The sequence below is a fragment of the Pseudoalteromonas sp. SG43-6 genome (assembly GCF_014164365.1).
Lineage (GTDB): Bacteria > Pseudomonadota > Gammaproteobacteria > Enterobacterales > Alteromonadaceae > Pseudoalteromonas > Pseudoalteromonas rhizosphaerae.
Window position 1 is genome coordinate 29,979 of record NZ_JACJEZ010000032.1, and the last position, 26,365, is coordinate 56,343.

Consider the following 26,365-nt stretch of genomic DNA (forward strand, 5'->3'; position numbering starts at 1 on the left):
TAATTTAAAAGGGATAACGCATGAGTCAAGAAATACATAGTACAACGGCGAAAAAGCCGAGAGTGGGGATTTTTGTCGATGTCCAAAATATTTATTACACCTGTCGAGAGAGCTACCGAAAAAACTTTGATTACAATGCCTTTTGGGCAAAAATCAGTGATGACTATGATATAGACTGCGCGATTGCATATGCAATTTATCGCGGGGACGAAAAGCAATCTCAATTTCAAAATATTCTTCGTGCGATTGGTTTTGAGGTAAAGCTAAAACCATTTATTCAGCGTAAAGATGGCAGCGCAAAAGGCGATTGGGACGTCGGCATCACCATCGACATGCTAGAACAAGGTAAAAACCTCGACAAAGTTATTTTACTCTCCGGCGACGGGGATTTTGCCTTATTACTGGGTCATTTACAGCATCATTATAATGTACCGTGTGACGTCTATGGCGCTGATAGACTGACGGCTGATGCATTAAAACAAAGTGCGGCACAGTTTTTTTGCATTGATGATTCCCTGTTACTTTGAAACTAATGTATTAAAAACATAACATCATGTTAAAAATATTTGACATGATGTGAGCCCACTCTTATAGTCATTAATGTTAAGTATACTTAACATCAAATTTATTATTATAAGGGGGTGATATGAGTTATACACAAAAATCGCGGTTACTTGAGATGTGCATAACGATGGTTGTGTTGTTTAATTACTTGCAGTCAGTATTATCAATGACGCCAGAAGCTCAGATGGATCCGTTATTAGCAAGTGGCTTGTTGATATCACTTACGATACAAACCGTTGTAATGCTTATTGTGATGCACATTATCTTAGCGATATTTAATACTAAATATGCGGATCAAGCGAAAGATGAACGCGAACAGGCTATTGCCTTAAAAGCAAAAAGTGTTGCACTACTTATTTTACAATTAGGCGTTGTGAACGCGGTGTTTGCAATGCTGATTGACCCACATTTTGGGTTTGCAATTAGTCCGGTTCACCAGTTAGTAATCGCAGCGTTGGTGAGCGAGATAATCGGCGCTGGGGCCGAAGCTTGGCTATTATATAGAGGTTAGAATGGCAAAGTTAGCGATTACTAATACGATCCGTACATTACGGTTTCAGCATAATGAAATGACGCAGCAGCAATTAGCTGAAGTCGTTGGGGTGACGCGTCAAACAATTGCCGCAATTGAAGCGGCAAGGTATTCACCGTCGCTGGAGGTCGCTTTTAAGATAGCGATTGTTTTTAATCTACCACTAGAAAAAATATTCCAATATCGTCAGTGAATCTTTACTAAATTATTTTATTTGGTAAACTGAATGCATATTCTGCATTTTTATTTATGTTTTTGGCCATTTAAGTTATGAAAATAGTGTTATAAATCACCATTTTTGTTGTTTTTTTAGGTAATAATGTCATTTTTAAACCTTATTATTACGTTAAAAGATAGTCGACACTAATTTAATTGATATTAATTATTTATTTAATTCAATTAATTAGAGATAAATGTGGGATACGTGAGATTTTTTATAAAAAACTTAATGACAACGCTGTCATTTTTTGTGTAACATTAATTCAACATGGGTTGCGGGTGAATCGCATTAAGATAATAAAAAACATGCGATTAATACAAATATAAAACGAAGGTTAGAGGTCGTTAAATGATGGCTAAGAGTGCGAATGAGGACCAATTGTATATTGGTATCGACGGTGGCGGAACTAAGTGCCGTGCAACTATATACTCTGCGCAAAACGGGGTATTAGGAACAGGTTTAGGTGGCCCTGCGAATCCATTACATGGGTTGGAGCGCACATTAGAGTCAATAATGGTATCTACACAATTTGCGATGCGCGATGCAGGTTTGCCATTAGAGTCTATTCATCAAGTGTATGCCGGTTTAGGATTGGCGGGTGTTAATTTACCGAACTTATATGAAAAAATAACAGAGTGGGAGCACCCATTTAAACAAATGTTTTTAACTACTGACTTACATACGGCGTGTATCGGGGCTCATGAAGGCGGTGATGGTGCTGTGATAATCACGGGTACTGGCTCATGTGGTTTTTCATATGTAAAAGGGCAGTCGGTGAATTACGGCGGTCATGGTTTTGCACTTGGCGATAAAGGCAGTGGCGCATGGATGGGCTTAGAGGCAATTAAAGCGGTGTTAATGGAGCTAGATGGTTTAGGTCCTCACACGATAATGACGCCAGTGGTTAAAGAGCATTTTAATGTCACCACAGCAATGGGCATTGCAGAGCAAATGGCCGGACAACCGTCAAGTAGCTATGCAAAACTTGCTCGCTATGTATTTGATGCAGCACACCAAGGCGATCAAATCGCTTTAGCCATTGTAAAAGACGGAGCGCAATATGTGAGTCAGTTAGCGCATCGTTTATTAGAGAACAATCCTCCGCGTTTATCTATGATCGGTGGTCTTGCAGAGCCTTTAAATCAATGGCTTGACCCAGCAATTGCAAAACTCGTTGAAGTACCAAAGCAACCGCCTGAAATGGGCGCAATTTATTTTGCACAGCAATCAGTATTAGAGCAAAACCAAAAGGTAGCACTGTAATGAAAACCTTCTATCGCGCGACACGTTTATTCACGGCTGAAAAATTTCTAGATAATGCATTATTCAGCGTTGAAAATGGCATTTTTCATCTTGAAACTTCCACCACAGGCAGTGTTATTGAGCTAAATGGTTTAGTTGCGCCAGGCTTTATCGATGTACAAGTTAATGGCGGTGGCGGGGCATTTTTTAATGCTGAGCAAAGCACACACTGCTTAGATCGTATCGCAAAAGCGCATGGTCAATTTGGTACAACGGCACTGATGCCAACACTTATCACCGATAAAGTTGAAACCATGCAAGCAGCTGCTGATGCAACAGCAAAAGCAATATGCGAAGGGGTCGCGGGTGTATTAGGTATTCACTTTGAAGGTCCGCATTTGTCTTTTCCAAAAAAAGGCACACACAGTGAGCAGTTTATTCGCCCAATTAGCGAACAAGAATTTGCCATTTATGCGCGTCAAGATTTAGGTATCAAAATGGTTACCTTAGCGCCAGAAAATGTCAGCATTGCTGATATTGAGCGCTTAGTGGCGTGTGGTGTAAAAGTATCACTAGGTCACACTAATGCTGACTATACAACGACAATGGCGGCCCTCAATGCTGGCGCCGATGGGTTTACACATTTATATAACGCGATGTCGCCGTTTACATCGCGTGAACCAGGCGTGGTTGGCGCTGCGCTTTGGCATGATAACAGCTGGTGTGGCTTAATTGTTGATGGGCATCATGTACATCCATTGTCTGCACAATTAGCTATTCGCACCAAACAGCGCGGCAAAATTATGTTAGTCACTGACGCAATGCCACCAGTGGGTACCGATGATATGGAATTTGATTTTTTTGACGGGCGCAAAGTAATTCGTACTGGGGATAGATTAAACTCAAGTACGGGCGAATTAGCAGGCAGTGTATTAGACATGGCCAGTGCAGTGCGTAATACCATTAATACATTGGATGTAAGCCTCAGTGAAAGTTTACGCATGGCTGCACTGTATCCAGCAGAATATTTAAACCTCAAGAAAAAGGGACGTTTACTTGATGGCTTTGATGCAGACTTTGTGGTGCTCGATGAACATCAGTTTGTAAAAGCAACTTATATTGCAGGTAATGCAGTGTAATGTTTCCCTGTAAAAACCCCGCAGTTGTATCGCGGGCTTTTTATTTAAGAGTAAAAATAATGACAACAGCACATACAGACACAAAGCCGAGTAAAAAGCGCTTAGCATCTCTTGATGCTTTACGTGGCATGGATATGTTTTGGATTTTAGGTGGGCAATCTATTTTTGCCGCTTTATTTGTTTTAACCGGTTGGACTGGTTGGCAGGTATTTGAAGCGCATACGCTACACAGTGCATGGCATGGATTTACATTTTACGATTTGATTTTTCCGTTATTTATCTTTTTATCAGGTGTGGCGATGGGCTTAGCACCAAAACGCATCGATCATCTGCCATGGCAAGAGCGAAAAGTTTTTTATGCTAAAGCGTTAAAGCGGTTATTGCTATTGTGCGGGTTAGGGGTGATGTATAACCATGGTTGGGGCACAGGTATTCCGCTTGCCTTCGATGAAATACGCTATGCGAGTGTACTTGGTCGAATAGCGATTGCATGGTTTTTCTGTGCAATGCTAGTGTGGCATACCAGTATTCGCACACAGCTCTTTACAGCAATCGCTCTCCTGCTAGGGTATTGGATCTTGATGTGTTTTATTCCTGTACCAGGAGGTAACGCTGGTGATTTAAGTGCACAGGGGAGTTGGAATGCATGGTTTGATTCGCATTTTTTACCCGGTATTAGTTATCAAAATAGAGCCGTCGACCCCGAGGGCGTGTTATCGAGTCTACCAGCTATTGTGAATGCCATGTTTGGGGTATTTGCAGGACAACTAATCGCCAGAGCAAGTAAGATTGGCGAATGGCAAACAGCAGGCATATTATTTGTTGCAGGTGTTGTGAGTGTTTGCTTAGGTTGGCTTTGGGATTTACAGTTTCCAGTTAATAAAGAATTATGGACCAGTTCATTTGTTTTAGTCACAGTCGGGTGGAGCGCAATATTACTGGCTGTGTTTTATGCAGTGATTGATATTCTCAATGGCCAAAAATTAGCTTATCCGTTTGTGATTATTGGCGCTAACTCAATCATTATTTATTTGGCATCAAGCTTAGTGAATTGGGAGTTTATAAGCCATAGCGTGTTTGGTGGCTTTATTGCAGCTGCAGCTACCGATTGGCAGCCACTGATTGGCGTGGTTGCGCTTTTGCTGGTGCAAATGCTTTTATTACATTGGATGTATAAGCGCAAAATATTTGTCAGTGTTTAGCTGGCTAATGTACAGCACAGTAAAAAAGGTAAATTTTTATTCACTTTTACTTTACAAACTAAAATTGAATGGCAATAATGACAGCGTTGTCATAATGGTGTTGGCCAAATAGTGTATCCCTGTTTGGTTTGATCTAAGGCCCAATCCGATTGCACATGGGGTTGGGACTTAGATGCCATTTTTTCATCAACTAATTTAATAACTGAGCAAATTAATATGCAAATAGTAATTTTAAATGATGCAGCAGCCGTAGCAGCATATGGCGCAAATATTTTCGCAACACAATTACAAAAAAAACCAACGTCAGTGCTCGGTTTAGCAACGGGCTCTACGCCAGTTGCGTTATATCAAGAATTAATCGCTAAAAATAAAGCGGGTGAGATTTCATTTTCACAAACAACAACGTTTAATTTAGATGAATACTTAGGTTTAACGGGCGATCATCCACAAAGTTACCGCCACTTTATGAATGAGCAATTGTTTAGCCATATTGATATAAACAAAGATAATACCTTTGTACCGCCAGGGGATGCCCTAAACCCAATTACAGCATGCAAAGAATACGAAGACAAAATAGTTGCAGCAGGCGGTGTTGATGTACAGTTATTAGGCATCGGACGTAATGGTCACATCGGCTTTAATGAGCCTTCATCAGGTCTGCGTTCACGTACTCGTGTAAAAACCCTGACTAAAGCAACCGTTGATGATAATGCCCGTTTTTTTGCTGCTGATGAATATCAGCCACAGTTATCAATTACGATGGGAATTGGTACGATCTTGGAGGCGAAAAAAGTTGTTTTACTTGCTACGGGTGAAAATAAGGCTGATGCAGTGCATGCTATGATTGAAGGCCCGTTAATGGCTAAATGTCCAGCCTCTGCGCTTCAGTTACATAAAGATGCTGTGATTGTTATTGATAAAGCAGCAGCAAGCAAACTTGAAGATTTAGAGTTTTATCAGCATATCGAAGCTGAAAATCAAAAATTACAGGCTCATTTAGCTACATTGTAATTACGACAGAATTTATTGTGTGTTTAAAAAGCCCTTCAGGGCTTTTTTTTTGGCTGTTTCAACGTCAGTAATAAATTGGGTTTCGTGTAAGCTTATGGTAGTTTTAGCCATCTAAATAGTAACAAGGATAAGCATGCTAAATTACAGCCAGATGCCTTTAAACCGCGCATCAAACCTACGTAAAGAGCAACAATGGGTGGCAGCACAAATAAATGAGCAAAGCCGTTGGTTATTGGTGAATAACAATCACACTTTATTTGATATAAATAATATTGCTGTGACTTTTTTAAGCTTTAGTGATGTGAGTCACTTAGCACTAAACGAAGCGATATTTTTAGGTTTAGATGAGCAGCAAACCAGTCATTTCGCACTTGATGTAAGCAAGCTAGACGAAGCCGCCTTAAGCCAGCTGATAGGTGACGCTGAGTTTGTCGATATTCGCCGCTTTGGGGTGCAAGTGGAAATCGCGCAAGGCTCAATGGCTGCACTGGCACGAGGTTTGTGTTACTGGCATGCAACTCATCGTTTTTGTGGACGTTGTGGCAGCGAAAATGAGCTTGTTGAAGCGGGTCATTCACGTTTATGTAGTAATGATGGGTGTAAACACCAAACGTTTCCGCGAACTGATCCGGCCGTGATCATGGTGGTAACGCGTACATTTGCTGATGGTGTTGAACGCTGTTTACTTGGTCGCCAAGCTGTGTGGGCAGCAGGTATGTATTCGTCTTTAGCTGGTTTTGTTGATCCGGGCGAAAGCTTAGAGCAAGCGGTGGCGCGTGAAGTGATGGAAGAAGCGGGCATTGTGGTTGAAAATGTTCAGTATATTGCCTCGCAGCCGTGGCCATTTCCATCATCGATTATGCTGGGCTTTATCGCTGAAGCTGTTACGGAAGATATCCAGGTTGATAAAGACGAACTAGACGATGCGCAGTGGTTTAGCCGTGAAGAGCTTGCTCAATTTGGCAATTGGCACGAAGAGGGGGAGCATTTAAAGCTACCAAGAGCTGATTCTATCTCGCGCTATTTAATCGACTATTGGTGTAATTTGCAAGATTAAGCATAGTGCAGAGTATGTTCGAACGAAATATTTTAAGGATTAATGATGACGACAAAAAGCAATAAAAATACGCTGTTAGTAAGTACCGGACGTAAAAAAGCATATACTCATGGGGTGGTTAACCCCGTAGTGCAACGTGCATCGACAGTTGTTTTTGATTCAGTGGCAGAGCTTAAAAAAGCGGCAAAAAAACGTGGCGATAAAACACTTTTTTATGGTCGTCGTGGTACTACTACACATTTTGCATTACAAGAAGCGATCACTGAGCTTGAAGGTGGTGAGGGATGTGCGCTTTATCCATGTGGTGCAGCGGCGATTAGCAGCACACTATTGGCTTTTTTGAAAGCGGGCGATCATATCTTAATGGTAGATAATGCCTATGAACCAACTCGTGATTTTTGCGATAAAATTTTAGCTGGCTTTGGCGTTGAGACGACTTATTATCCACCAACAATTGGGGCAGATATTAAAGCGCTGATCAAAGACAACACCAAAGTGCTGTTTTTAGAGTCGCCTGGTTCTATCACTATGGAAATTCAAGATGTACCAGCCATGGTTGCAGTTGCCAATGAGCATGGGGTAATGACCATGCTTGATAACACCTATGGTAATGGCTTGCATTATCGCCCACTTGAACACGGGGTGGATATTAGTATTCAAGCGGCAACTAAATACATTGTGGGTCATTCGGACGTGATGATGGGTGTGGCAGTGGCCAATAAAAAATACTGGCCGACACTACGAGAAAATTCATATTTACTTGGTCAATGTACGTCGGCTGATGACGCCTATTTAGCGTTAAGAGGCCTGCGCACTATGGCGGTACGTTTAAATCAGCATGAAAAAGCCGCGATTGAAGTTGCGAAGTGGTTAGAGCAGCATCCATTGGTTGACCATATTCGTCATCCAGCATTTGCAACGTGTCCGGGTCATGAGTTTTTTAAGCGTGATTTTGATGGTAGTAATGGCTTGTTTTCTTTTGTTATGAAACAAGGTAACCAAAGCGCGATTGATGCTTTTTTAGATAGTTTAGAGCATTTTAAAATGGGCTTCTCGTGGGGCGGCTTCGAGAGTTTAGTGACTGCCAACTTAACTATGAAAGGTTTACGCTCAGCAACTGGTTGGACGCAAGGACCAGTGATCCGCTTACATATAGGCCTTGAAGATGTGGACGATTTGATTGCTGATTTAAGCCAAGCACTCGACATATACCAGCAGAATTTGTAGCTTGCGGATCAATAAGACTACATTATTTGTTACAAAGCTCGTATTAATACGGGCTTTTTTTTGCTAGTAATTCAACACGTTTGCCCTTAGTGTAAGCTGTATATAGATTAATAAGGAATATCTGTGACGCAACTCCACCCTCAGCGATTATTAAAGATTGCCCAGTTTGAACTAGTGAGATTATTTTTAACCAAGCGCGGCTTACTTGCTGTTGCCGCATTTTCGATTTGTTGGTTATTGATTTTACGCTATCCGATAGGTCAAGCGGTCAGCTTAATTAGTTCGCCCCAAATAGCCGATTTAGCACAACAAGTATTTGGTGCTATTGGACTGAGTAAATTACTCGATTGGCCTGAAGCTGAATTAGCAATGTATTGGTTAATTGCATTGTATAGCTTTCCTAGTTTCTGCTTGTTTTTATGTAGCGACCAACTTGTTGGTGATAAACAACGAGGAACACTACGCTTTTTATCTCTTAGAGCTACCCGAAATGAAATGTTATTTGGCCGCTTTTTAGGACAGGTATTTATTTTAGCAGCATTAATACTTGTTACCTTGGTAGCTTCAGTTGCAGTTATGGTATTTAGAGATCCAGCATTATTAGTCAGTGGCATAAGTCGCAGCTTTGTTTTGTTCTGTTATTTATTAATTGCTGTTTTGCCCTTTATAGCACTAATGACGTTGTTAAATACTTTTGCACGCTCAGCGCGTTTAACTGTGGTGCTTGCCGTATTATTTTTTGCTGGCGGGAATATTGTGGTCAGTATTTTAAGCTGGCAAATACCCGTTTTGGCAATGCTTGATTATGTTTTCCCTGGCGTACAACTTGATCAAATGGCAGGACAAAACGCAGGAATATTTAATAGCATTGGCATTGCGTTAATACAAACTACCGTGATGCTAGCGATTGCTCAGCGTATTTTTGCAAGGAGTTCTCTATGAGCACACTAATACACGCAACAGGTTTAACTAAGCAGTATGGTAATAAATTGGCCCTTGATCAGGTAAGTTTTGAGATCCAGCAAGGCGCGCCAGTAGCATTGGTTGGGCCAAATGGTGCTGGTAAAACCACCTTGTTTAGTTTGTTATGCGGTTATATTTTACCAACAAAAGGCACGCTCAATATTATTGGGCATAACCCCGGCAGTAGTGAATTGTTTGGCAAGCTCAGTGCGTTACCACAAGATGCTCAACTTGATCCGCGCTTTAGTATCGCTCACCAACTGGCGTTTTATGGCCAGCTACAAGGGCTGTCAAATAAGCAAAGCCAAGCAGAAGCGATCCGCGTACTTGAGTTAGTCGGACTAGCTGACGTTGCTAAACAGCGTTCTGATGATTTATCACATGGAATGCGTAAACGTGTCACCATAGGTCAAGCGTTGATCGGGAAACCACAAATAGTCATGTTGGATGAAGCAACCGCTGGGCTTGATCCTATTCATGCTCGCGAAGTACGCGAAGTGGTTGCGAATCTTAGCAGTGAGGCTACCTTTATTTTAAGCTCGCATGATTTAACTGAACTAGAACGCTTATGTTCACATGTACTGCACCTTGATAAAGGCAAGCTCACAGAGCATCCAACACACAGTGATAATAGCGAACTAGAGTCTGGATTTATTACATTGTTACTGAGCGAGCATTACCCAGATGTTGAAGCCAAAATACAAGCCTTAGCAGATGTGTCTAAAGTATATATGAGCCAAGCTAAAGAATATGTTATCGAGTACCAAAAAACGGCGACACCATTTGATATCACCATACTGCAACATTGTTATCAGCAAGGTTGGCGGTATCGCCAATTGGTAAACGGCCATACATTAGAAAATCAAATATTTAAACAGGAGCAAATATAATGGGTTTATTAAGTGGTTTAATGGGTAATGCCAGTGAAGTTGATGACGATGATTTAGAAAAAGTATTGGCAAATACACTGATTGAAGGTGAACAAGTCGAAAAAGCCTATAAAGTGGTACGTGATATGTTTATTTTTACTAACAAACGTTTAATTTTGTTAGATAAGCAGGGGGTCACTGGCTCAAAAATAGAGATGATCAGTATCGCTTATTCAAAAATTACCAAGTTTAGTAAAGAAAGTGCCGGTCATTTTGATTTAGATGCTGAATTAAAAATTTGGGTTGGCTCTGATCCAACACCGATCAGTAAAGACTTTAAATCGGGTGATAATATCAATGATGTGTACCGGATAATCAGCCAGTACGCGCTTTAATCATAATTGAGCTCTTAAAATGGTAGCGATTAACATTCCTGTTCGCTACTTTTTTTTTACATTTTCCTACATTCACTTACATTTTTATAATCAAATACAAGCACTTAGTTAAGTTTCGATTCAGTTTACTCGCGTTAGGATGTGCCCCGTCTTAACCAACCGGTTAAACGTTAAACCTTGTAGCAATAAAACAATGTAAAATAGGGAAATCTTTTTATGAAAAAATTAGCAGTTATTATTTCGAGTATTCTTCTTTCTAGTGCCGCGACTGCTGCGGATAACTATCAGTCAATCAGCCATTTAGGATATATGGATACCGATGGCAACGACACAGTTAGTGTTGATTCAAAATATTACTTCTCACCAAAAGCAACATTAGGTCCTTACGATCAATTTGAGTATATTAACAAGCAAACCAACGTATATGGTTCATACATTGATAATGACTTTAGCGATGTAACAACTATCGGTGGTGAGTACTTTGTTGAAAATTTTGTGGTAGGTGCTCAATATAGCAACCTTGATGTTGATTCTGTTTCAAGCAAAGACGTATTTAATGTATCAGCAGGTTACTTTTTTAATCCAAATTTATTATTAAAAGCGACATTCATTGACGTTGAAGATGGCGAAAATTCAGTAATATTTGATCTTGCTTATGATCATAAACTTAATAGCACAGATTACATCGGTTTCACTGTAACATCTGATGACGAGTTTGATTACCGCGCTGTGAACGCTAAATACTTCATGGATCTTAAGCAAGGTAACTACCTAACTGTTGAAGGTACTATTTCAGATACTGACGACAGTGGTAGTTCATGGGAATTAGGTTCTAATTACTACTTCACTAAAGCGACATCAGCGTTTGTTACATTTAATAAAAACGATGATTACACTTTTGGTGCTCAACATTTCTTCAACAAAAATGTTGGCTTAAAAGCGGGTTACGGCAATAACTGGGATGATTCTGGTTATGACGCTTACTTTGCAAATGTAAGCTTACAGTTCTAATCAAACTGTAATACTAGTACTGCAATACTAAAAAAGCCCGCTCAATTGAGCGGGCTTTTGCATTTTTGTTATTTAACTAAGTTTACTTACCAACCACATTGTCGGCCTTTATTTTGCTCATCAAGATATTTTTGCAGTGGCGCAAAGTAATCAAGTAGGGCTGTTGCATCCATTTCAGGTTTACCTGTTACGGTGGCTAATGCTTCTTGCCAAGGGCGGCTTGAACCCATTTTTAGCATAGCATTGAGTTTTTCACCTGCTTCTTTAGAGTTGTATACTGAGCAGCGATGAATGGCTTCTTTGTTACCTGCTATTTCACATAAACTACGGTGGAAATCAAACTGTAAAATATGCGCTAAGAAGTAACGTGTATATGGTGTATTACCTGGCACATGATATTTTGCACCTGGATCAAAGTCAGCTTCGCTTCGTGTGATAGGTGCTTTTACACCTTGGTATTTTTCACGTAATTCCCACCATGCCTTATTGTAGTTTTCAGGGGTTACTGCACCTGAAAATACTTGCCAACGCCATTGGTCCACAAGTAAACCAAATGGAATAAACGCTACTTTATCTAGCGCCATTTTCATCAGTAAGCCAATGTCTTTCGATTCATCAGGCACTTGCTCTAATAAACCAATTTCTTTTAAGTAACCAGGTGTTACCGAGAGCGCAATAGTATCGCCGATGGCTTCGTGGAAACCGTCGTTAGCACTTTCTTGATAATAAAGCGGTTGGGTATTGTAAGCGCGTTGATAAAAATTGTGACCTAACTCATGGTGAATAACTGAGAATTCTTCACCAGTACGCTGAATACACATTTTAATGCGTAAGTCGTCTTTACTATCTATATTCCACGCTGAAGCATGGCACTGTACATCACGATCGGCAGGTTTAGTGAATAACGAACGTTGGTAAAAGGTGTCAGGTAAAGGTGCAAATCCCATTGAGGTGAAAAATTTTTCAGCGCCGCGTACCATTTTAAGTTCATCGTAGTTATGCTCGGCTAATAATGCGGTTACATCATAACCAGGATCGGCATTTTCAGGTGCGACTACATCGTAAATGTTGCCCCACGATTGCGCCCACATATTACCTAATAAATGCGCTGGGATAGGTTGGTCTTGAGGTACTTTGTCTTCACCGTATTTTTCACCTAACTTGGCACGAACATGACAATGCAGCGAATCATATAATGGTTTTACTTGCCCCCAAATACGATCAAGTTCTTTGGCAAAATCATCTGCTGGCATATCATACTTACTACGCCACATTGCACCAGTGTCTGCATAACCAAGCTCTTTAGCGCCTTCATTGGTTAATACAACTTGTTGTTCATACAGTGGACGCATTGGTTTTGATACCTGGCGCCAACCTTGCCATAAATCAAGCAGTTCGTTGTAATCACGGCTGGTGGCCATTGTTGCAGTCATATCACCTAGGCTTAAACAGCTGCCATCGTCTTTACAATATTTACCTTTACCATATATACCGCCAAGTTCAGCCACAAGCTGTGATAGTTTTGCTGTTTTTTCTGCATCTTGTGGGGCAGGTAAAGTCAGTGCCAATTTTAATTTGTCGAGTTTACGACGTGCGTCATAATCAAGTTCGAGAGAGTCAAACTGTGCAGCTTCGTTAGCAAGGCGAACCACCGCTTCGGTCATTTTACGATTTACTTCAGCTGATAGGGCTGATGTATCATGCGTTATAAAGTTAGCGTATATCCATTCCGCGCGACTTGATTCTAGATATAAAGCACTGAGCTCTTGCTCTGTCGTATCTAAAAAGGCTTGCGCGTCTTTTGCAGTTACCGGCGCAGGGCTTGCAGCTTGAGTTACTGTGTTAGTGGCTTCTTGGTTACAGCCGCTTAATGCTAATGTGCTGGCAACCATTATTGCGCTCAAACTGAGCTTAAAATGTGGAGTAGTCATGTTAACCCTTATATTTGTTATTTATCGGGTAGGATGATAGCAGCGTCTATGTGTTAGGCAAAGTTTATCAATAACCGACTCTTTAGCTCAGGCAATGCGAGTTTACAGTGGCATTGTATTTATTAAAGGATCGGTCATAATTAAGTCAATCTGTTTTATTAATTAATAAGGATAGTTTCCATGTCAGTGTTTATTTTGTTACTGGTGTTGGTGATAGTTATTTTTGCGGTTAAAGATATCCGCTTAAATCTCGTCAGTCGCCCGACATTTAAAATGTTTAAAAAGGTATTACCGCCGCTTTCGCAAACTGAGCGTGAAGCGATGGAAGCGGGCGACGTGTGGTGGGATGGAGAACTATTTAGTGGCAATCCTGATTGGCAACTACTTCACAGCTACCCAAAGCCAGAGTTGAGCGAAAAAGAGCGAATATTTTTAGACAATGAAGTGGACACACTGTTGGCAATGCTTGATGACTATCATATTGTGCAAAAAGATAAAGACTTGCCAAAAGAAGTATGGGATTACCTAAAGACCCAAGGTTTCTTTGCGCTGATCATTCCCGAGAAATTTGGCGGACGCCAGTTTTCAGCAATTGCAAACTCAACCATCGTAGCTAAAATCGCCACTAAAAGCTTAACAGCTGCAGTCACCGTGATGGTGCCCAACAGTTTAGGCCCTGGTGAATTACTATTACATTATGGTACAAAAGAGCAGCAAGAGCGCTGGTTACCTTCACTTGCGAAAGGGGATGATGTGCCGTGTTTTGCTCTAACAGGCCCTGAAGCAGGCTCTGATGCTGGCAGTATTCCTGACTCTGGCGTAGTGTGTAAGGGTGAGTTTGAAGGCCAAGAAGTTGTAGGCTTACGATTAAATTGGTCAAAACGCTACATTACGCTTGCACCCGTAGCAACGGTTCTTGGACTTGCTTTTAAAATGTATGATCCCGATGGATTACTTGGTAAACATAAAGAGCTAGGTATAACCTGTGCGCTGATCCCAACAGATCACCCTGGTGTGGAAACGGGTGAGCGCCATTATCCATTGAATATGGCGTTTATGAATGGCACAACCTACGGTAAAGATGTATTTATTCCTCTTGATTGGATCATTGGCGGTCAAAAAGGGGCTGGACGAGGTTGGCGGATGTTGGTTGAGTGCTTAAGTGCCGGGCGCGGTATTTCATTACCAGCATTGAGCAGTGCAACAGGGCATTTATGTGCCCGTATGACATCGGCCTATGCAATGGTACGTCAACAATTTGGTGTTTCTATCGGGCAGTTTGAAGGCGTGCAAGAGGCGCTGGCTCGCATTGGTGGACTAACCTATAGTCTTGAATCATGCCGCTTAATGACTGCCGGAGCCATTGATTTAAAATTAAGCCCATCAGTGGTGACTGCGATTGCCAAATATCATATGACAGAGATGGGCCGTACGGTAATGAATGATGCTATGGACATTCATTCGGGTAAGGGGATCCAAGTGGGGCCAAATAACTATTTAGCGCACGGTTATATGGGCATTCCAGTATCAATTACTGTTGAAGGGGCGAATATTTTAACCCGTAATCTGATGATCTTCGGTCAAGGTGCAACTCGTTGCCACCCATTTGTACTCAAAGAAATGGAAGCCGCAGCAATGGAAGATGACGATCTTGCGTTAAAAGAATTTGATTCATTATTACTGCAGCATATTTTATTTGCCGCTACTAATGCGAGTATGGCTTTTATACATGGATTAACGCGAAGCTATTTTGCAAAATCGCCCGTTTGCGGTGAGACTGCTTCATATTATAAGCAGTTAGGGCGTATGAGCCGAGGACTTGCCTTTAGCACTGATGTGGCAATGTTAGTACTTGGTGGTGAGCTTAAACGTAAAGAGATGATTTCAGCGCGTTTAGGGGATGTCTTAAGCCACTTATACTTAGCATCTTGTGTATTAAAACGTTTTGAAGACGAGGGGCGTCAACAAGCTGATCTTCCGTTCGTAAAATATGCGGTTGAATTGTCACTGTTTGAAATTGGCCAAGCATTTGACGGTTTTTTCAAAAACTTTTCAAACCCAGTTATTAACTTCATTTTAAAACGTATTGTATTTCCGCTTGGTAATCATTATCAGCGCCCAAGTGATGAACTTGCACAAACAATTTGTGAGCATATGACCCAACCTGGGGTATTTAGAAACCGTTTAACTCATTTATGTTATGTGGATGATAAAGCGGGTACTGGTGTGATGGAGAATGCGTTTATGGCAATGCATGATACCAGCGCCGCCTTCAAACGATTGAAGAAATGGCAACGTGACGGCACACTTAACCGTAATGCTGATATAGCAACTGCAATCGACAGTGCGCTTGAAAAACAGTTAATAACTGATGAGCAAGGCGAAAAGCTACATGCTGCAAATAACCTACGCAAACAGGCAATTGCGGTAGATAATTATCAGCCAGGTGAACTGTAATAGCGAAAACTAACAAGCCTTGCTGCGAGCAAGGCTTGTTAAGCTATTTAAATATTTAATATAAAGCGTTAGCGTGCAAAAGGATCGGCATTGATTTTATCAACATACCAATTGCCTTTTTTACGCACCATTTTTACGCTGCGCATATCATCAACTTTATTACCATTGAAGTGGCCTGTGAAAATAAGGTTGATATTGGCTGTATCGCCATACTGTTCTCTTAAACTCATATTAGTCATATCAACTTCAATTACTACATCATCGTATTGCATGTTGACTAAATTGCGGGCAAATTGTTTTGAGGTGCCATAAGAGTTCATGATCCGCGCCATTTTAGGTGTGGCCATGGTAGTGGCTTTGCTCAGATCCTGTTCGTTATAAAGTGTATCAAAAAATAGTGCTGCGCTATTTCCTGGGGTATTTTTTTCACCTTTTGGTGAATCTTCATTTCCACAGCCGCTTAACAGCAGTAAAAATGTAGCAGTGCAAAGAGTTATAAATGATTTCATTAGATAAATAGATTTATTAGTGATGATTTAGTGTGTGACGAAATACGACAGATGTAAAGTTTACGGTAAGAATTAGTGATGTGAATGCAATAAATAATAAAAAAGGATGCAGTTTGCATCCTTTTTCAAAAGCTATTTAAACTTATTGAACCAGCTCTTGCTCTGAAAACTCTTCAGCAAAAAGTGGGCTTGATAAATAACGTTCAGTTGCACTAGGTAAAATTACTACGACATTTTTACCTGCATTTTCAGGTAACTCAGCAATGCGTTTTGCCGCAACAACCGCAGCGCCAGATGAAATACCAACTAATATACCTTCTTTTTTCATCAGCTCATGAGCCATTGCTATACATTCTTCATTAGACACTTGCTCTACACCATCGATCATTGATAGATCTAAATTACCAGGAATAAAGCCTGCGCCAATACCTTGAATTTTATGTGGCCCAGGTTTAATTTCTTCACCCGCGAGTGTTTGGCTGATCACTGGCGAATTAGTTGGTTCAACAGCGATTGATTTTACATTAAGGCCTTTTTCAAGTTTCAAATAACGGCTGACACCAGTAATTGTACCTCCAGTACCCACACCAGCCACAAAGAAATCAACTTTACCATCTAATGCATTAAAGATTTCTGGGCCTGTTGTTTCAAAGTGAATTTTAGGGTTTGCAGGGTTTTCGAATTGTTGCAATAAAATAAACTTTTCAGGGGCTGATGCTTGAATTTCCTTTGCCTTAGCGATCGCACCGTTCATACCTTTAGCGCCATCTGTAAGTACAAGGTTTGCACCAAGTGCTTTTAATAGTTTACGACGTTCTAAGCTCATAGTGTTTGGCATCGTAAGCGTTAACTTGTAACCACGAGAGGCTGCAACAAATGCCAGTGCAATACCTGTGTTACCTGAAGTAGGCTCGATGAGCTCTTTGTCTTTGGTAAGTTGACCTGATTTTTCAGCCTCCCAAATCATCGATGCACCAATGCGGCATTTAATACTAAAGCTTGGGTTACGCGACTCAACTTTAGCGTATACATTCCCACCTGTAACACGATTAAGTTTTACCAACGGTGTGTTACCGATGCTTAGTGAGTTATCTTCAAAAAAAGTAGACATAATGTTCCCTTAGGTGCAATTTATTCAATCGTGACCGATTTTTATGTAATCGATCTGTAATAGTGACACTTTACTGCTGAATTAAAAAAACTAAAGTAAAGTTTGGCTATAAGATATATCTATTCGGCTTATAACTGAATGAAATAAAAACAGCGACTGCTTGTAAGTATAGTTATTAAGACCAAAATACTATCAGTTATGCTGACATAGGATTATTAGGGATACAAATACTGACCAAAATTTATATGCGCTAGATCATAATGAATTGCCTAGTTGATATTATAATGAACAAATTAGACGGGCGTTTAACGCTAAAAGTGATTGTATTTTGTGCAAACAGGCTGTTGTTGAGCGGTTTTATGATACATATAATTAAAAACATGCTAAAACCTCACCCATCAAAATTTATGAAGTGATGACAATGACGTTAATCTTAAAATTAATTGCCGGTATATTGGCCGGTATTTTAGTGGGCTTATATGTTCCACTAACAGGTGTTGAACTCCTTTACACGGTAAAAGAAATAATTGGTCAGCTGATCACTTTTACTATTCCACTAATTATTTTATTTTTTATAGCATCAGGAATTGCAGGTTTACCAAAAGGTTCAGGCCATTTGTTAGGTAAAACCGTTGGTTTCGCCTACGGTTCGACCATTATTGCAGGCACATTAGCTGTGATGGTTGTTAGTGCAATTATTCCGTTATTTGATGGCGGTTTAACCTTTGAAGCTGAAATAGCAACCGAAGTGGCAAGTTTTATTGATTTAGAGATCCCACCATTGATGGGTGTTATGACCGCGCTTGCCACAGCGTTTGTGTTTGGCATCGGTATGAGCCAATTAGAGCTAGAGACCTTGAAAAAAGTATCGGATCAGGGCCGCGATGTGATTGATGGTTTGCTAGCAAAAGTTATTATTCCAGCATTACCGTTTTATATTGCAGGTGTGTTTGCTGAGATGACAGTTGCAGGCACTGTTGTTGATACCTTACAAACGTTTGGTGTGGTGTTGATTGCTGCATTAATAATGCATTGGGTATGGTTAAGTATTCTTTATATCGGTACGGGTATTTTATTAAAACGCAACCCAATTGAATTAATTAAAAATATGCTCCCAGCTTACTTTACAGCCTTAGGCACTATGTCAAGCGCTGCGACTATTCCAGTGTCTTTACGCTCAAGCAAAGCAAATAATGTAAAAGAAGATGTTGCTAACTTTACTGTACCTTTGTGTGCGACTATTCATCTATCTGGCTCAACGATCACTATCGTAACTTGCGCGATGGCGGTGATGTTTTTATCACCAAATATGGATGTACCATCATTATTTGGGATGTTGCCGTTTATTATGATGCTAGGTGTGGTAATGATTGCCGCGCCGGGTGCTCCGGGCGGGGCAGTCATGTCTGCGCTGGGTTTATTAACCAGCATGCTCGGTTTCAATGAAGGTGCTGTGGCACTCATGATAGCGCTTTATCTGGCTCAGGATAGTTTTGGCACAGCCTGTAATGTTACCGGTGATGGGGTAATTGCCTTGTGGGTTGACCGCTTCAGTGAAAAAACGCCATCTTAAATTAGTTATCTGAAACGATAATTGGGTTATCGTTTCAGATTTTCTGTGTTAGTGTGACGAATTAAATTGTCATACTGACATGCTGTTAGGTTATATGAGGGTGTCCCATTGATTAATGTACTTTTAGTTGATGACCATGAACTCGTACGAACGGGTATCAAACGTATTTTAGATGATGTTCGTGGGTTTAAAGTAATTGGTGAAGCTAAAACAGGTGAAGAAGCGGTACAGTTTTGCCGTCAGCATTCTCCTGATATTGTGCTAATGGACATGAATATGCCAGGTATTGGCGGATTAGAAGCGACCAAGAAAATTTGTCGCTATTGCCCTGATGTGAAAATTATTGTGTTAACTGTACATTGCGAAGACCCATTCCCAAGTAAAGTGATGCAAATTGGCGCTCATGGTTACTTAACCAAAGGGGCGGGCTCTGATGAAATGGTCAATGCAATTCGCGCAGTAAATGCAGGACAACGCTATATTGCACCAGAAATAGCTCAACAAATTGCCCTTGCGCAAGTGACGGGTCGTACTGATGAAAGTCCATTTCAGAGTTTATCTGAACGTGAATTACAGATCATGTTAATGATCACTAAAGGTGAAAAGGTGCAAGACATTGCCGAACGCCTTAATTTAAGTTCTAAAACAGTGAACAGTTATCGCTATAGAATGTTTGAAAAGCTGAATGTGGGTGGTGATGTTGAACTAACTCATTTGGCTATTCGTCATAAGATGATCGACATCGACAGCGCCCACTAGTGTTGCCCCATGGCAGAATTTGATCACGCCCATTTCTTAAAAACACTATCAAGCGAACCCGGCGTTTATCGGATGCTTGATAGTGATGATAAAGTTATTTATGTTGGTAAAGCTAAAAACCTTAAAAAACGTGTTAGTAGCTATTTTCGTAGCAATGTCACGGATGGCAAGACTCGCGCTTTAGTCAGTAACATTAGTGATATTGACATCACTTTAACCAATACTGAAACCGAAGCCTTACTGCTTGAAAATAACTTAATAAAAAAATATCAGCCACGTTACAATATTTTACTGCGTGATGATAAATCCTATCCGTATATTTTATTAACTGCTCACAAACATCCAAGACTTGCATTTCATCGCGGTAGCCGCAAAGTGAAAGGCGAGTATTTTGGGCCATTTCCAAGCGCTGGCGCTGTCTCTGAAAGTTTGCGGTTAATGCAGAAAATATTTCCTGTTCGTCAATGTGAAGATGCGTATTATCGCGTTCGCAGTCGACCTTGTTTGCAATTTCAGCTAAAACGTTGTTCTGCACCTTGCGTGAATGAAGTGAGTGACGATGAATACAATCAGCAAGTTGATTTTGTACGTAAATTTTTGACTGGCAAATCTCATGAAGTCATCGCAGCGTTGATCTCTAAAATGGAAGCTGCGAGCCACGCTTTGCAATTTGAATTGGCAGCTAAAGTACGCGATCAAATAATGCTACTGCGTAAAATGCAAGAGCAACAATCAATATCAGGTAATTATGCCGAAATGGATGTTGTGGGTTTTGCTCATTTAAATGGCCTTAATGGCATTCATTTGTTGATGATCCGCGATCATAAAGTACTCGGTAGCAAAACGTACTTTCCAAAAGTACCGAAAGATTCACAGCCACAAGAAATACTGGCTTCATTTCTTGGGCAATATTATTTAGCGCCAGGTGCAACAGGGCGAATTGCTAAAGAAGTTATTTTGCCATTTGCACTTGATGAAGTTGATGTACTCAGTGAAGCATTAAGCCAAGTGAGTGAACGCAAAGTAACTTTAAAAACAGTTACACGCGGTGAGCGTGCGCAATACTTACAGCTCGCTAAGAAGAATGCGCTTAATAGTATTACCGTGAAGCAAAGCACTCAGGATTCGATTAATAAGCGTTACGCACAACTTAAAGCGACGTTAGGGCTTGATGATATTAATCGTATGGAATGTTTTGATATCAGCCATACAATGGGAGAAAACACAGTTGCCAGTTGTGTGGTGTTTGATTCGCAAGGACCGAATAATAAAGAATATCGACGCTTTAATGTCACAGGGATCACTGGAGGTGATGATTATGCTGCAATGGAGTTTGCGTTAAACAAGCGTTACAACAAGTTGGTTGACGAAGATAAAATTCCTGATGTGATTTTTATCGACGGTGGTAAAGGACAACTTTCTCGTGCCGAGCAGTACTTTGCTAATTGGCCACATGCAAAAATGCCGCTGTTAGTCGGTGTGGCAAAAGGCACCAGTCGTAGGCCAGGCCTTGAAACACTATTAATTGATGGTGGCCGGAAAACAATCCCAATGGATTCAGACGCACCAGCGCTACATTTGATCCAACATATTCGCGATGAATCACATCGCTTTGCTATTGCAGGGCACCGTAACAAGCGGCAAAAACAACGCACTCAATCACTATTAGAAGAGATAGGTGGTATCGGCTCGGTACGACGCCAAACATTATTAAAATTTTTAGGGGGCATGCAGGGAGTAAAAGCTGCTAATATAGATCAATTAAAGCAAGTACCCGGGATCAGCTCTGACATGGCTGAGAAGATATTTAACCATTTGCATGACAAGGGCTAGCCCTTCGTGCGAATATAGAAAAAAAGACATCCCCAAGTAGTTATGTGGAATATTCCAAACACACTCACAACATTTAGACTTTTTCTTATCCCCATTTTTTTGGTGGTATTTTATCTGCCTTATTCATGGGCTTTCTTTGCTGCAGCTTTTATTTTCTGGCTTGCATCGATCACTGATATTCTTGATGGCTATCTAGCGCGCAAGCTTGAGCAGTCTACGCCATTTGGTGCATTCTTAGATCCTGTTGCTGACAAAGTGATGGTGTGTACAGCATTGGTTGCTTTAGCTAGTTATTATCAATCAATGTATATGACTATTCCTGCTTTAATCATAATAAGCAGAGAAATTGTTATCTCAGCACTTCGAGAATGGATGGCAGAGCAAGGCAAGCGTGGTAATGTAGCTGTATCAAATATGGGTAAGTTTAAAACTGCTGCGCAAATGTTAGCTATTATTGGACTCATTTGGCAATACGATAGTTGGATGATGTACTTAAGTTATGGCTTACTTTACATTGCGACCTTCTTAACGGTTACTTCTATGCTGCAATATTTGATAGCAGCGTGGTCTGAATTGACTAAAAATTGACTCTAAACGTATAATAACGCACCGTTTTAGATAAAAAATAATCAAACAGTTCAAAACTAGCATTTTTTGTATTGACGCGTTTAATAATCTCTGTAGAATGCGTCCGTGTTGAGAGGGCATAGCCCCCTAGATAAACAAAGTGACACTGGTTAAGTTGCTAGAATGTTTTACCGCGACAAGGTTGCGATGAAACATATTAATACTTACATGCGTTATGCGGCACTAGCTCAGTTGGTAGAGCGCGACCTTGCCAAGGTCGAGGTCACGAGTTCGAGCCTCGTGTGCCGCTCCAGTTTATCAAAGGTTACCCAGTATTGAGGCGGAATGGCAGAGTGGCCATGCACCGGATTGCAAATCCGTTTACCCCGGTTCGACTCCGGGTTCCGCCTCCAATCAACACTCCACACGCTTTAATTAGCAAACTCGATGCCCGAGTGGTGGAATTGGTAGACACAAGGGATTTAAAATCCCTCGACTAACAAGTCGTGCCGGTTCAAGTCCGGCCTCGGGCACCACTTTGTGGTTTAGTTGCATATACCAAATGTAACTTTTAAAAATGTAGTAATTAGAATTAATATGATGCGGCACTAGCTCAGTTGGTAGAGCGCGACCTTGCCAAGGTCGAGGTCACGAGTTCGAGCCTCGTGTGCCGCTCCATATTAGTTTTATCCACTTGCTTTAAATAGCAAACTCGATGCCCGAGTGGTGGAATTGGTAGACACAAGGGATTTAAAATCCCTCGACTAACAAGTCGTGCCGGTTCAAGTCCGGCCTCGGGCACCACTTTAAATTACTCAACCAAGGTAATTTAAGGGCGATAAAAAATATTTCTTACAAAGAATTATATCTAATTATGCGGCACTAGCTCAGTTGCCAGAACGTTTACCGCGACATAGTCGCGCACCAACGTACAAATTACTGACAAAGTTTTATGCGGCACTAGCTCAGTTGGTAGAGCGCGACCTTGCCAAGGTCGAGGTCACGAGTTCGAGCCTCGTGTGCCGCTCCAAATTATTTGTTACATTTAGGCGGAATGGCAGAGTGGCCATGCACCGGATTGCAAATCCGTTTACCCCGGTTCGACTCCGGGTTCCGCCTCCAAATAATTACTCCACACGCTTTAATTAGCAAACTCGATGCCCGAGTGGTGGAATTGGTAGACACAAGGGATTTAAAATCCCTCGACTAACAAGTCGTGCCGGTTCAAGTCCGGCCTCGGGCACCACTTTATATTCACTATTACTTCATTTATACCTACAGCGTAAAAAAACACACCCAAAATTGCTTATCTATCTATCTATTAAATTAAACTTTCACCTTATAGCTTTTGTATGCGTTTAACTTTTATCCATAGCGCGTACGGACAATCTTAATACCAAAATATACGCAAATCACTTTGTTGATTGATGCCAGAGAAATTAGCTTAACTAACACTAATACCAATCTGCATAAAGATTAAGTAAATTTGATCCAATCTCTAGAGCATATAATTTTAACCGTATCAGGGACGGAGATGAATTTATTCCACGCTTGCGAAACCTGTTCGACTATTTCTTCATAACCACTAAATACACGATTAGATAGACAGTGTTGTCGTATCCAACTCAATTGTTAAGGTAGTTTGAAATCCATTTTTGACACTGCAGCGTGCTGTATTTGGCCGCTTAGCAATATTCGTTCTGTTTCCCCCCTCAAAGAATAATGAAACAGCAAGCAGGCGTATGCGTTTTCTTGCATTAGGCTCTTTACGTGATAAAACTAAAAGTTGTTTGGATTCTTTTAAGTTCAATTCAGTAAAAGTAGATAAGTATCTGTGCGCTAATTAGATCACATAATTTGGCAGATTGGTATAAAAAGCAGCAGGCTTTACTTTTGTGGTGACGCTTGATAAATGGCCAATGCTGAGAACAGTAAAGCGTCACTATGCCAATTGCAGCCGCATGCATACCCAATAGATTCAGAGCAACACTCCTGTGTGGCGCTTCGCTGAAGCATTGTTGAAGCATTGTTGAAGCATTGTTGAAGCTGTAGCCAGATTTATAAAGCACTCAATAAGGGCCGCGCTTTAGCGATGAATATATTAGACGCTTGTGATAGCAAATCTGAATAACTACTAAGGCATTATTATTTTGATCAAAAAAGGGAGCACATAGACTCCCTCTTTGATTGTAAATAAGCTTATTTACTTTTTATGCCAAATCCCTTTCGGGATGGTTTGATCAAGCTGAGTATTTTTGGTTGGATCAAATGTTGGTAATTTGCCAGCTTTGCGCTGTGTGGTGTAGTCGTTCGCAAGCCAGATCACCACGCCTGATAACATAAACAGTGCAATAACATTCACGATTGCCATGAGGCCCATCGAAATATCAGCTAAGGTCCAGATCAACCCCAGTTCACTCACAGAGCCAAACATCACCATACCTAATACTATAAGTCTAAAGATCAACATACCATGCTCATGATTATGCTCTAAGAATAATAGATTAGTTTCTGCGTATGAATAGTTAGCAACAATTGAGGTAAAAGCAAAGAATAATATAGCAATCGCAACAAAGATTGTGCCCCAGCTTCCAACATGTTCTTCAAGAGCAGCCTGAGTTAATGCAATACCAGTTACACCTGAGTCAGCTACTAATTGATCAGAGAGCAAAATCAGCGCGGCTGTTGCACTACATATAACAACCGTATCAATAAATACACCAAGCATTTGCACATAACCTTGTGAGGCAGGGTGGGGCGGATTTGGCGTCGCAGTCGCTGCCGCATTTGCTGCGCTACCCATACCTGCTTCATTTGAGAATAAGCCGCGCTTTATTCCTTGGATCATTGCTTGCATAACGCCATAACCAATCGCACCGGCACCCGCTTGCTCAATTCCAAATGCACTATTAATAATACGCATAAATACAGTCGGTAATTGCTCTGCATTAATAGCGCACACATATAAAGCTACAAGTAAGTAAGCTAATGCCATAAATGGTACAACCAACTCTGCAAAGCGAGAAATAGTTTTCAGGCCACCAAATATAATAATGCCAGAGCCAACGACTAGTACTAAACCAACAACATAGTTTGGAATGTCAAAAGCGACTTTAAATGCAGCGGCTATAGAGTTAGATTGCACTGCATTGAATACTAGGCCAAATGCCAATATCAAACAGAGTGAGAAAATCACCCCCATCCAACGTTTGCCCAAACCATATTCCATATAATAAGCAGGGCCTCCTCTGAAGTTACCATGTTCATCACGAATCTTATAAGCTTGAGCCAAAGTACTTTCTGCAAAACTCGTTGCCATACCTATTAAGGCAATTAGCCACATCCAGAAAATAGCCCCAGCACCACCTAAATACAGTGCAACAGCAACACCAGCCATATTTCCGGTACCAACACGTGCGGCTAAGGAAGTACAAAAAGCTTGGAAAGATGAAATACCGTTTTTATCACACTGACGAGAATTGAACATGACTTTAATCATGTGGGGGAATTGAACAAATTGAATGAACTTGAGTTTAATAGTAAAAAAGAGTCCTGCCGCTATTAATAGGTAGACGAGAATATGACCCCAAAGCAGCCCACTAATACTATTTATTATATCTATCATGTTATATGCCTAATGAACGAGTTTAAAAAACAGCGGGCAACTTACCATAAGCAAAGCAGATAGTTTAGTGAAACGATGAAAAAAACGAGGTTATCCACAGGCTTCTGTGGGTAAGGTGTCAGTTTCTTTTGGGTATCTTGAGGGTATAAAATAAATGCGAATTTAATGATAAAAACGCTTGCGTAAAATTCGCCGCGCCCTATAATGCGACCCCACTGAGACGGCAGACAGCAACGCTTAAGCTGCAAGAGTTAATCAGTTAGTCGAGTAAAACTTAAGTTTAGATTTTTAATAAAGTTTAAAATTAAGTGTTGACAAAAAAATAGGAAAGCGTAATATGCGCAGCCCTAGTGAGATAAAGTTTAACTTTAACCGCAACGTTCTTTAACAATATAAAGCAATCATCTGTGTGGGCACTCGTACAGATTGAGTTCTAACAGCCGAGCTTAGTTCGCTAAGCAAGGCAAAAAATTTAGAGTCTCAATGTGATTTCTCGAAAGAGAAGCTGAGTGACCAACAGAAGTAACTTATTTATAAGTTGCTTCGGCACAGTCAATTCAATATCGAA

At 40.8% G+C, this 26,365-nt stretch carries 22 protein-coding genes and 8 tRNA genes; 26 read left to right on the forward strand and 4 right to left on the reverse strand.

Annotated elements, in window-relative coordinates; translation table 11 throughout:
• Positions 1-20: 20 nt before the first annotated feature.
• The 13 genes from H5201_RS14285 (at position 21) to H5201_RS14345 (ending at position 11,432) form a co-directional block, all read left to right on the forward strand.
• A complete protein-coding gene (locus tag H5201_RS14285; RefSeq protein ID WP_179959226.1) occupies positions 21-527 on the forward strand; it encodes an NYN domain-containing protein in 507 nt (168 codons plus the stop codon).
• A gap of 119 nt (positions 528-646) precedes the next feature.
• The gene (locus tag H5201_RS14290; protein WP_149982956.1) at positions 647-1,075 is read left to right on the forward strand and encodes a hypothetical protein; all 429 of its coding nucleotides are present in this window, start codon (positions 647-649) and stop codon (positions 1,073-1,075) included.
• A gap of 1 nt (position 1,076) precedes the next feature.
• Positions 1,077-1,289, forward strand: coding sequence for a helix-turn-helix transcriptional regulator (locus H5201_RS14295; protein WP_182717968.1), 213 nt, complete (start codon positions 1,077-1,079; stop codon positions 1,287-1,289).
• A gap of 375 nt (positions 1,290-1,664) precedes the next feature.
• Positions 1,665-2,579, forward strand: coding sequence for an N-acetylglucosamine kinase (nagK, locus tag H5201_RS14300; protein ID WP_182784938.1), 915 nt, complete (start codon positions 1,665-1,667; stop codon positions 2,577-2,579).
• On the forward strand, positions 2,579-3,697 hold the full coding sequence (gene nagA, locus H5201_RS14305) for an N-acetylglucosamine-6-phosphate deacetylase (protein ID WP_182717970.1): 1,119 nt from the start codon (positions 2,579-2,581) through the stop codon (positions 3,695-3,697). Before nagK ends, nagA begins: the two co-directional genes overlap by 1 nt.
• 59 nt (positions 3,698-3,756) lie before the next feature.
• Entirely contained in the window at positions 3,757-4,899 is a 1,143-nt protein-coding gene (nagX, locus tag H5201_RS14310; protein WP_182784939.1) for a transmembrane glucosamine N-acetyltransferase NagX, read from the forward strand.
• A 216-nt stretch (positions 4,900-5,115) separates the two neighbouring features.
• The gene (gene nagB / locus H5201_RS14315) at positions 5,116-5,910 is read left to right on the forward strand and encodes a glucosamine-6-phosphate deaminase (protein WP_182784941.1); all 795 of its coding nucleotides are present in this window, start codon (positions 5,116-5,118) and stop codon (positions 5,908-5,910) included.
• A gap of 133 nt (positions 5,911-6,043) precedes the next feature.
• Positions 6,044-6,967, forward strand: a complete 924-nt coding sequence (gene nudC / locus H5201_RS14320; protein WP_182784943.1) for an NAD(+) diphosphatase — start codon at positions 6,044-6,046, stop codon at positions 6,965-6,967.
• Between the two features lie 45 nt (positions 6,968-7,012).
• Positions 7,013-8,194 (forward strand): cystathionine beta-lyase, encoded by a 1,182-nt coding sequence (locus H5201_RS14325; RefSeq protein WP_182784955.1) that lies wholly within the window; start codon positions 7,013-7,015, stop codon positions 8,192-8,194.
• Between the two features lie 123 nt (positions 8,195-8,317).
• The gene (locus H5201_RS14330) at positions 8,318-9,136 is read left to right on the forward strand and encodes an ABC transporter permease subunit (RefSeq protein ID WP_182717973.1); all 819 of its coding nucleotides are present in this window, start codon (positions 8,318-8,320) and stop codon (positions 9,134-9,136) included.
• Positions 9,133-10,047 carry an ABC transporter ATP-binding protein gene (locus tag H5201_RS14335; RefSeq protein ID WP_182784945.1) on the forward strand — a complete coding sequence of 305 codons (915 nt, stop codon included), beginning with the start codon at positions 9,133-9,135 and terminating at the stop codon, positions 10,045-10,047. The genes H5201_RS14330 and H5201_RS14335 overlap by 4 nt, the downstream gene beginning before the upstream one ends.
• Entirely contained in the window at positions 10,047-10,421 is a 375-nt protein-coding gene (locus tag H5201_RS14340; RefSeq protein ID WP_182784947.1) for a PH domain-containing protein, read from the forward strand. The genes H5201_RS14335 and H5201_RS14340 overlap by 1 nt, the downstream gene beginning before the upstream one ends.
• Before the next feature lie 216 nt (positions 10,422-10,637).
• Complete coding sequence (locus H5201_RS14345; protein WP_145242308.1) at positions 10,638-11,432, forward strand: putative porin; 795 nt, start codon at positions 10,638-10,640, stop codon at positions 11,430-11,432.
• 86 nt (positions 11,433-11,518) lie between these two features.
• Here the strand turns inward: H5201_RS14345 and H5201_RS14350 are convergent, their stop codons facing one another.
• Positions 11,519-13,363: a M2 family metallopeptidase gene (locus tag H5201_RS14350; protein WP_182784949.1), complete on the reverse strand. Its 1,845-nt coding sequence runs from the start codon at positions 13,361-13,363 to the stop codon at positions 11,519-11,521.
• Between the two features lie 180 nt (positions 13,364-13,543).
• Between H5201_RS14350 and H5201_RS14355 the strand changes: the two genes are divergently transcribed.
• Positions 13,544-15,820 carry an acyl-CoA dehydrogenase gene (locus H5201_RS14355; protein WP_182784951.1) on the forward strand — a complete coding sequence of 759 codons (2,277 nt, stop codon included), beginning with the start codon at positions 13,544-13,546 and terminating at the stop codon, positions 15,818-15,820.
• 68 nt (positions 15,821-15,888) lie between these two features.
• Here H5201_RS14355 and H5201_RS14360 read toward each other — a convergent pair whose 3' ends face one another.
• Complete coding sequence (locus tag H5201_RS14360) at positions 15,889-16,329, reverse strand: hypothetical protein (protein ID WP_182717977.1); 441 nt, start codon at positions 16,327-16,329, stop codon at positions 15,889-15,891.
• Positions 16,330-16,471: 142 nt separating this feature from the next.
• Positions 16,472-17,440 (reverse strand): cysteine synthase A, encoded by a 969-nt coding sequence (gene cysK, locus H5201_RS14365; RefSeq protein ID WP_149982968.1) that lies wholly within the window; start codon positions 17,438-17,440, stop codon positions 16,472-16,474.
• 421 nt (positions 17,441-17,861) lie between these two features.
• On the opposite strand from cysK, the gene H5201_RS14370 reads away from it, so the two are divergent.
• From H5201_RS14370 to H5201_RS14425, 12 genes are all read left to right on the forward strand, one after another.
• The gene (locus H5201_RS14370; protein WP_145242298.1) at positions 17,862-19,013 is read left to right on the forward strand and encodes a dicarboxylate/amino acid:cation symporter; all 1,152 of its coding nucleotides are present in this window, start codon (positions 17,862-17,864) and stop codon (positions 19,011-19,013) included.
• Positions 19,014-19,121: 108 nt separating this feature from the next.
• Complete coding sequence (gene uvrY, locus H5201_RS14375) at positions 19,122-19,772, forward strand: UvrY/SirA/GacA family response regulator transcription factor (protein ID WP_016707677.1); 651 nt, start codon at positions 19,122-19,124, stop codon at positions 19,770-19,772.
• A gap of 9 nt (positions 19,773-19,781) precedes the next feature.
• Positions 19,782-21,605, forward strand: a complete 1,824-nt coding sequence (uvrC, locus tag H5201_RS14380) for an excinuclease ABC subunit UvrC (RefSeq protein ID WP_182784953.1) — start codon at positions 19,782-19,784, stop codon at positions 21,603-21,605.
• Between the two features lie 42 nt (positions 21,606-21,647).
• A complete protein-coding gene (pgsA, locus tag H5201_RS14385) occupies positions 21,648-22,193 on the forward strand; it encodes a CDP-diacylglycerol--glycerol-3-phosphate 3-phosphatidyltransferase (protein WP_145242294.1) in 546 nt (181 codons plus the stop codon).
• A 216-nt stretch (positions 22,194-22,409) separates the two neighbouring features.
• Positions 22,410-22,485: transfer RNA gene (locus tag H5201_RS14390), tRNA-Gly, on the forward strand.
• Between the two features lie 26 nt (positions 22,486-22,511).
• Positions 22,512-22,585, forward strand: a tRNA-Cys gene (locus H5201_RS14395).
• Between the two features lie 36 nt (positions 22,586-22,621).
• Positions 22,622-22,708, forward strand: a tRNA-Leu gene (locus H5201_RS14400).
• A gap of 66 nt (positions 22,709-22,774) precedes the next feature.
• Positions 22,775-22,850 (forward strand) — tRNA-Gly (locus H5201_RS14405).
• Positions 22,851-22,889: 39 nt separating this feature from the next.
• Positions 22,890-22,976: transfer RNA gene (locus tag H5201_RS14410), tRNA-Leu, on the forward strand.
• A 150-nt stretch (positions 22,977-23,126) separates the two neighbouring features.
• Positions 23,127-23,202: transfer RNA gene (locus tag H5201_RS14415), tRNA-Gly, on the forward strand.
• 18 nt (positions 23,203-23,220) lie between these two features.
• Positions 23,221-23,294 (forward strand) — tRNA-Cys (locus H5201_RS14420).
• Between the two features lie 37 nt (positions 23,295-23,331).
• Positions 23,332-23,418, forward strand: a tRNA-Leu gene (locus H5201_RS14425).
• A 957-nt stretch (positions 23,419-24,375) separates the two neighbouring features.
• Here the strand turns inward: H5201_RS14425 and H5201_RS14430 are convergent.
• Positions 24,376-25,797: a sodium:alanine symporter family protein gene (locus tag H5201_RS14430; protein ID WP_182740048.1), complete on the reverse strand. Its 1,422-nt coding sequence runs from the start codon at positions 25,795-25,797 to the stop codon at positions 24,376-24,378.
• Between the last annotated feature and the right edge of the window lie 568 nt (positions 25,798-26,365).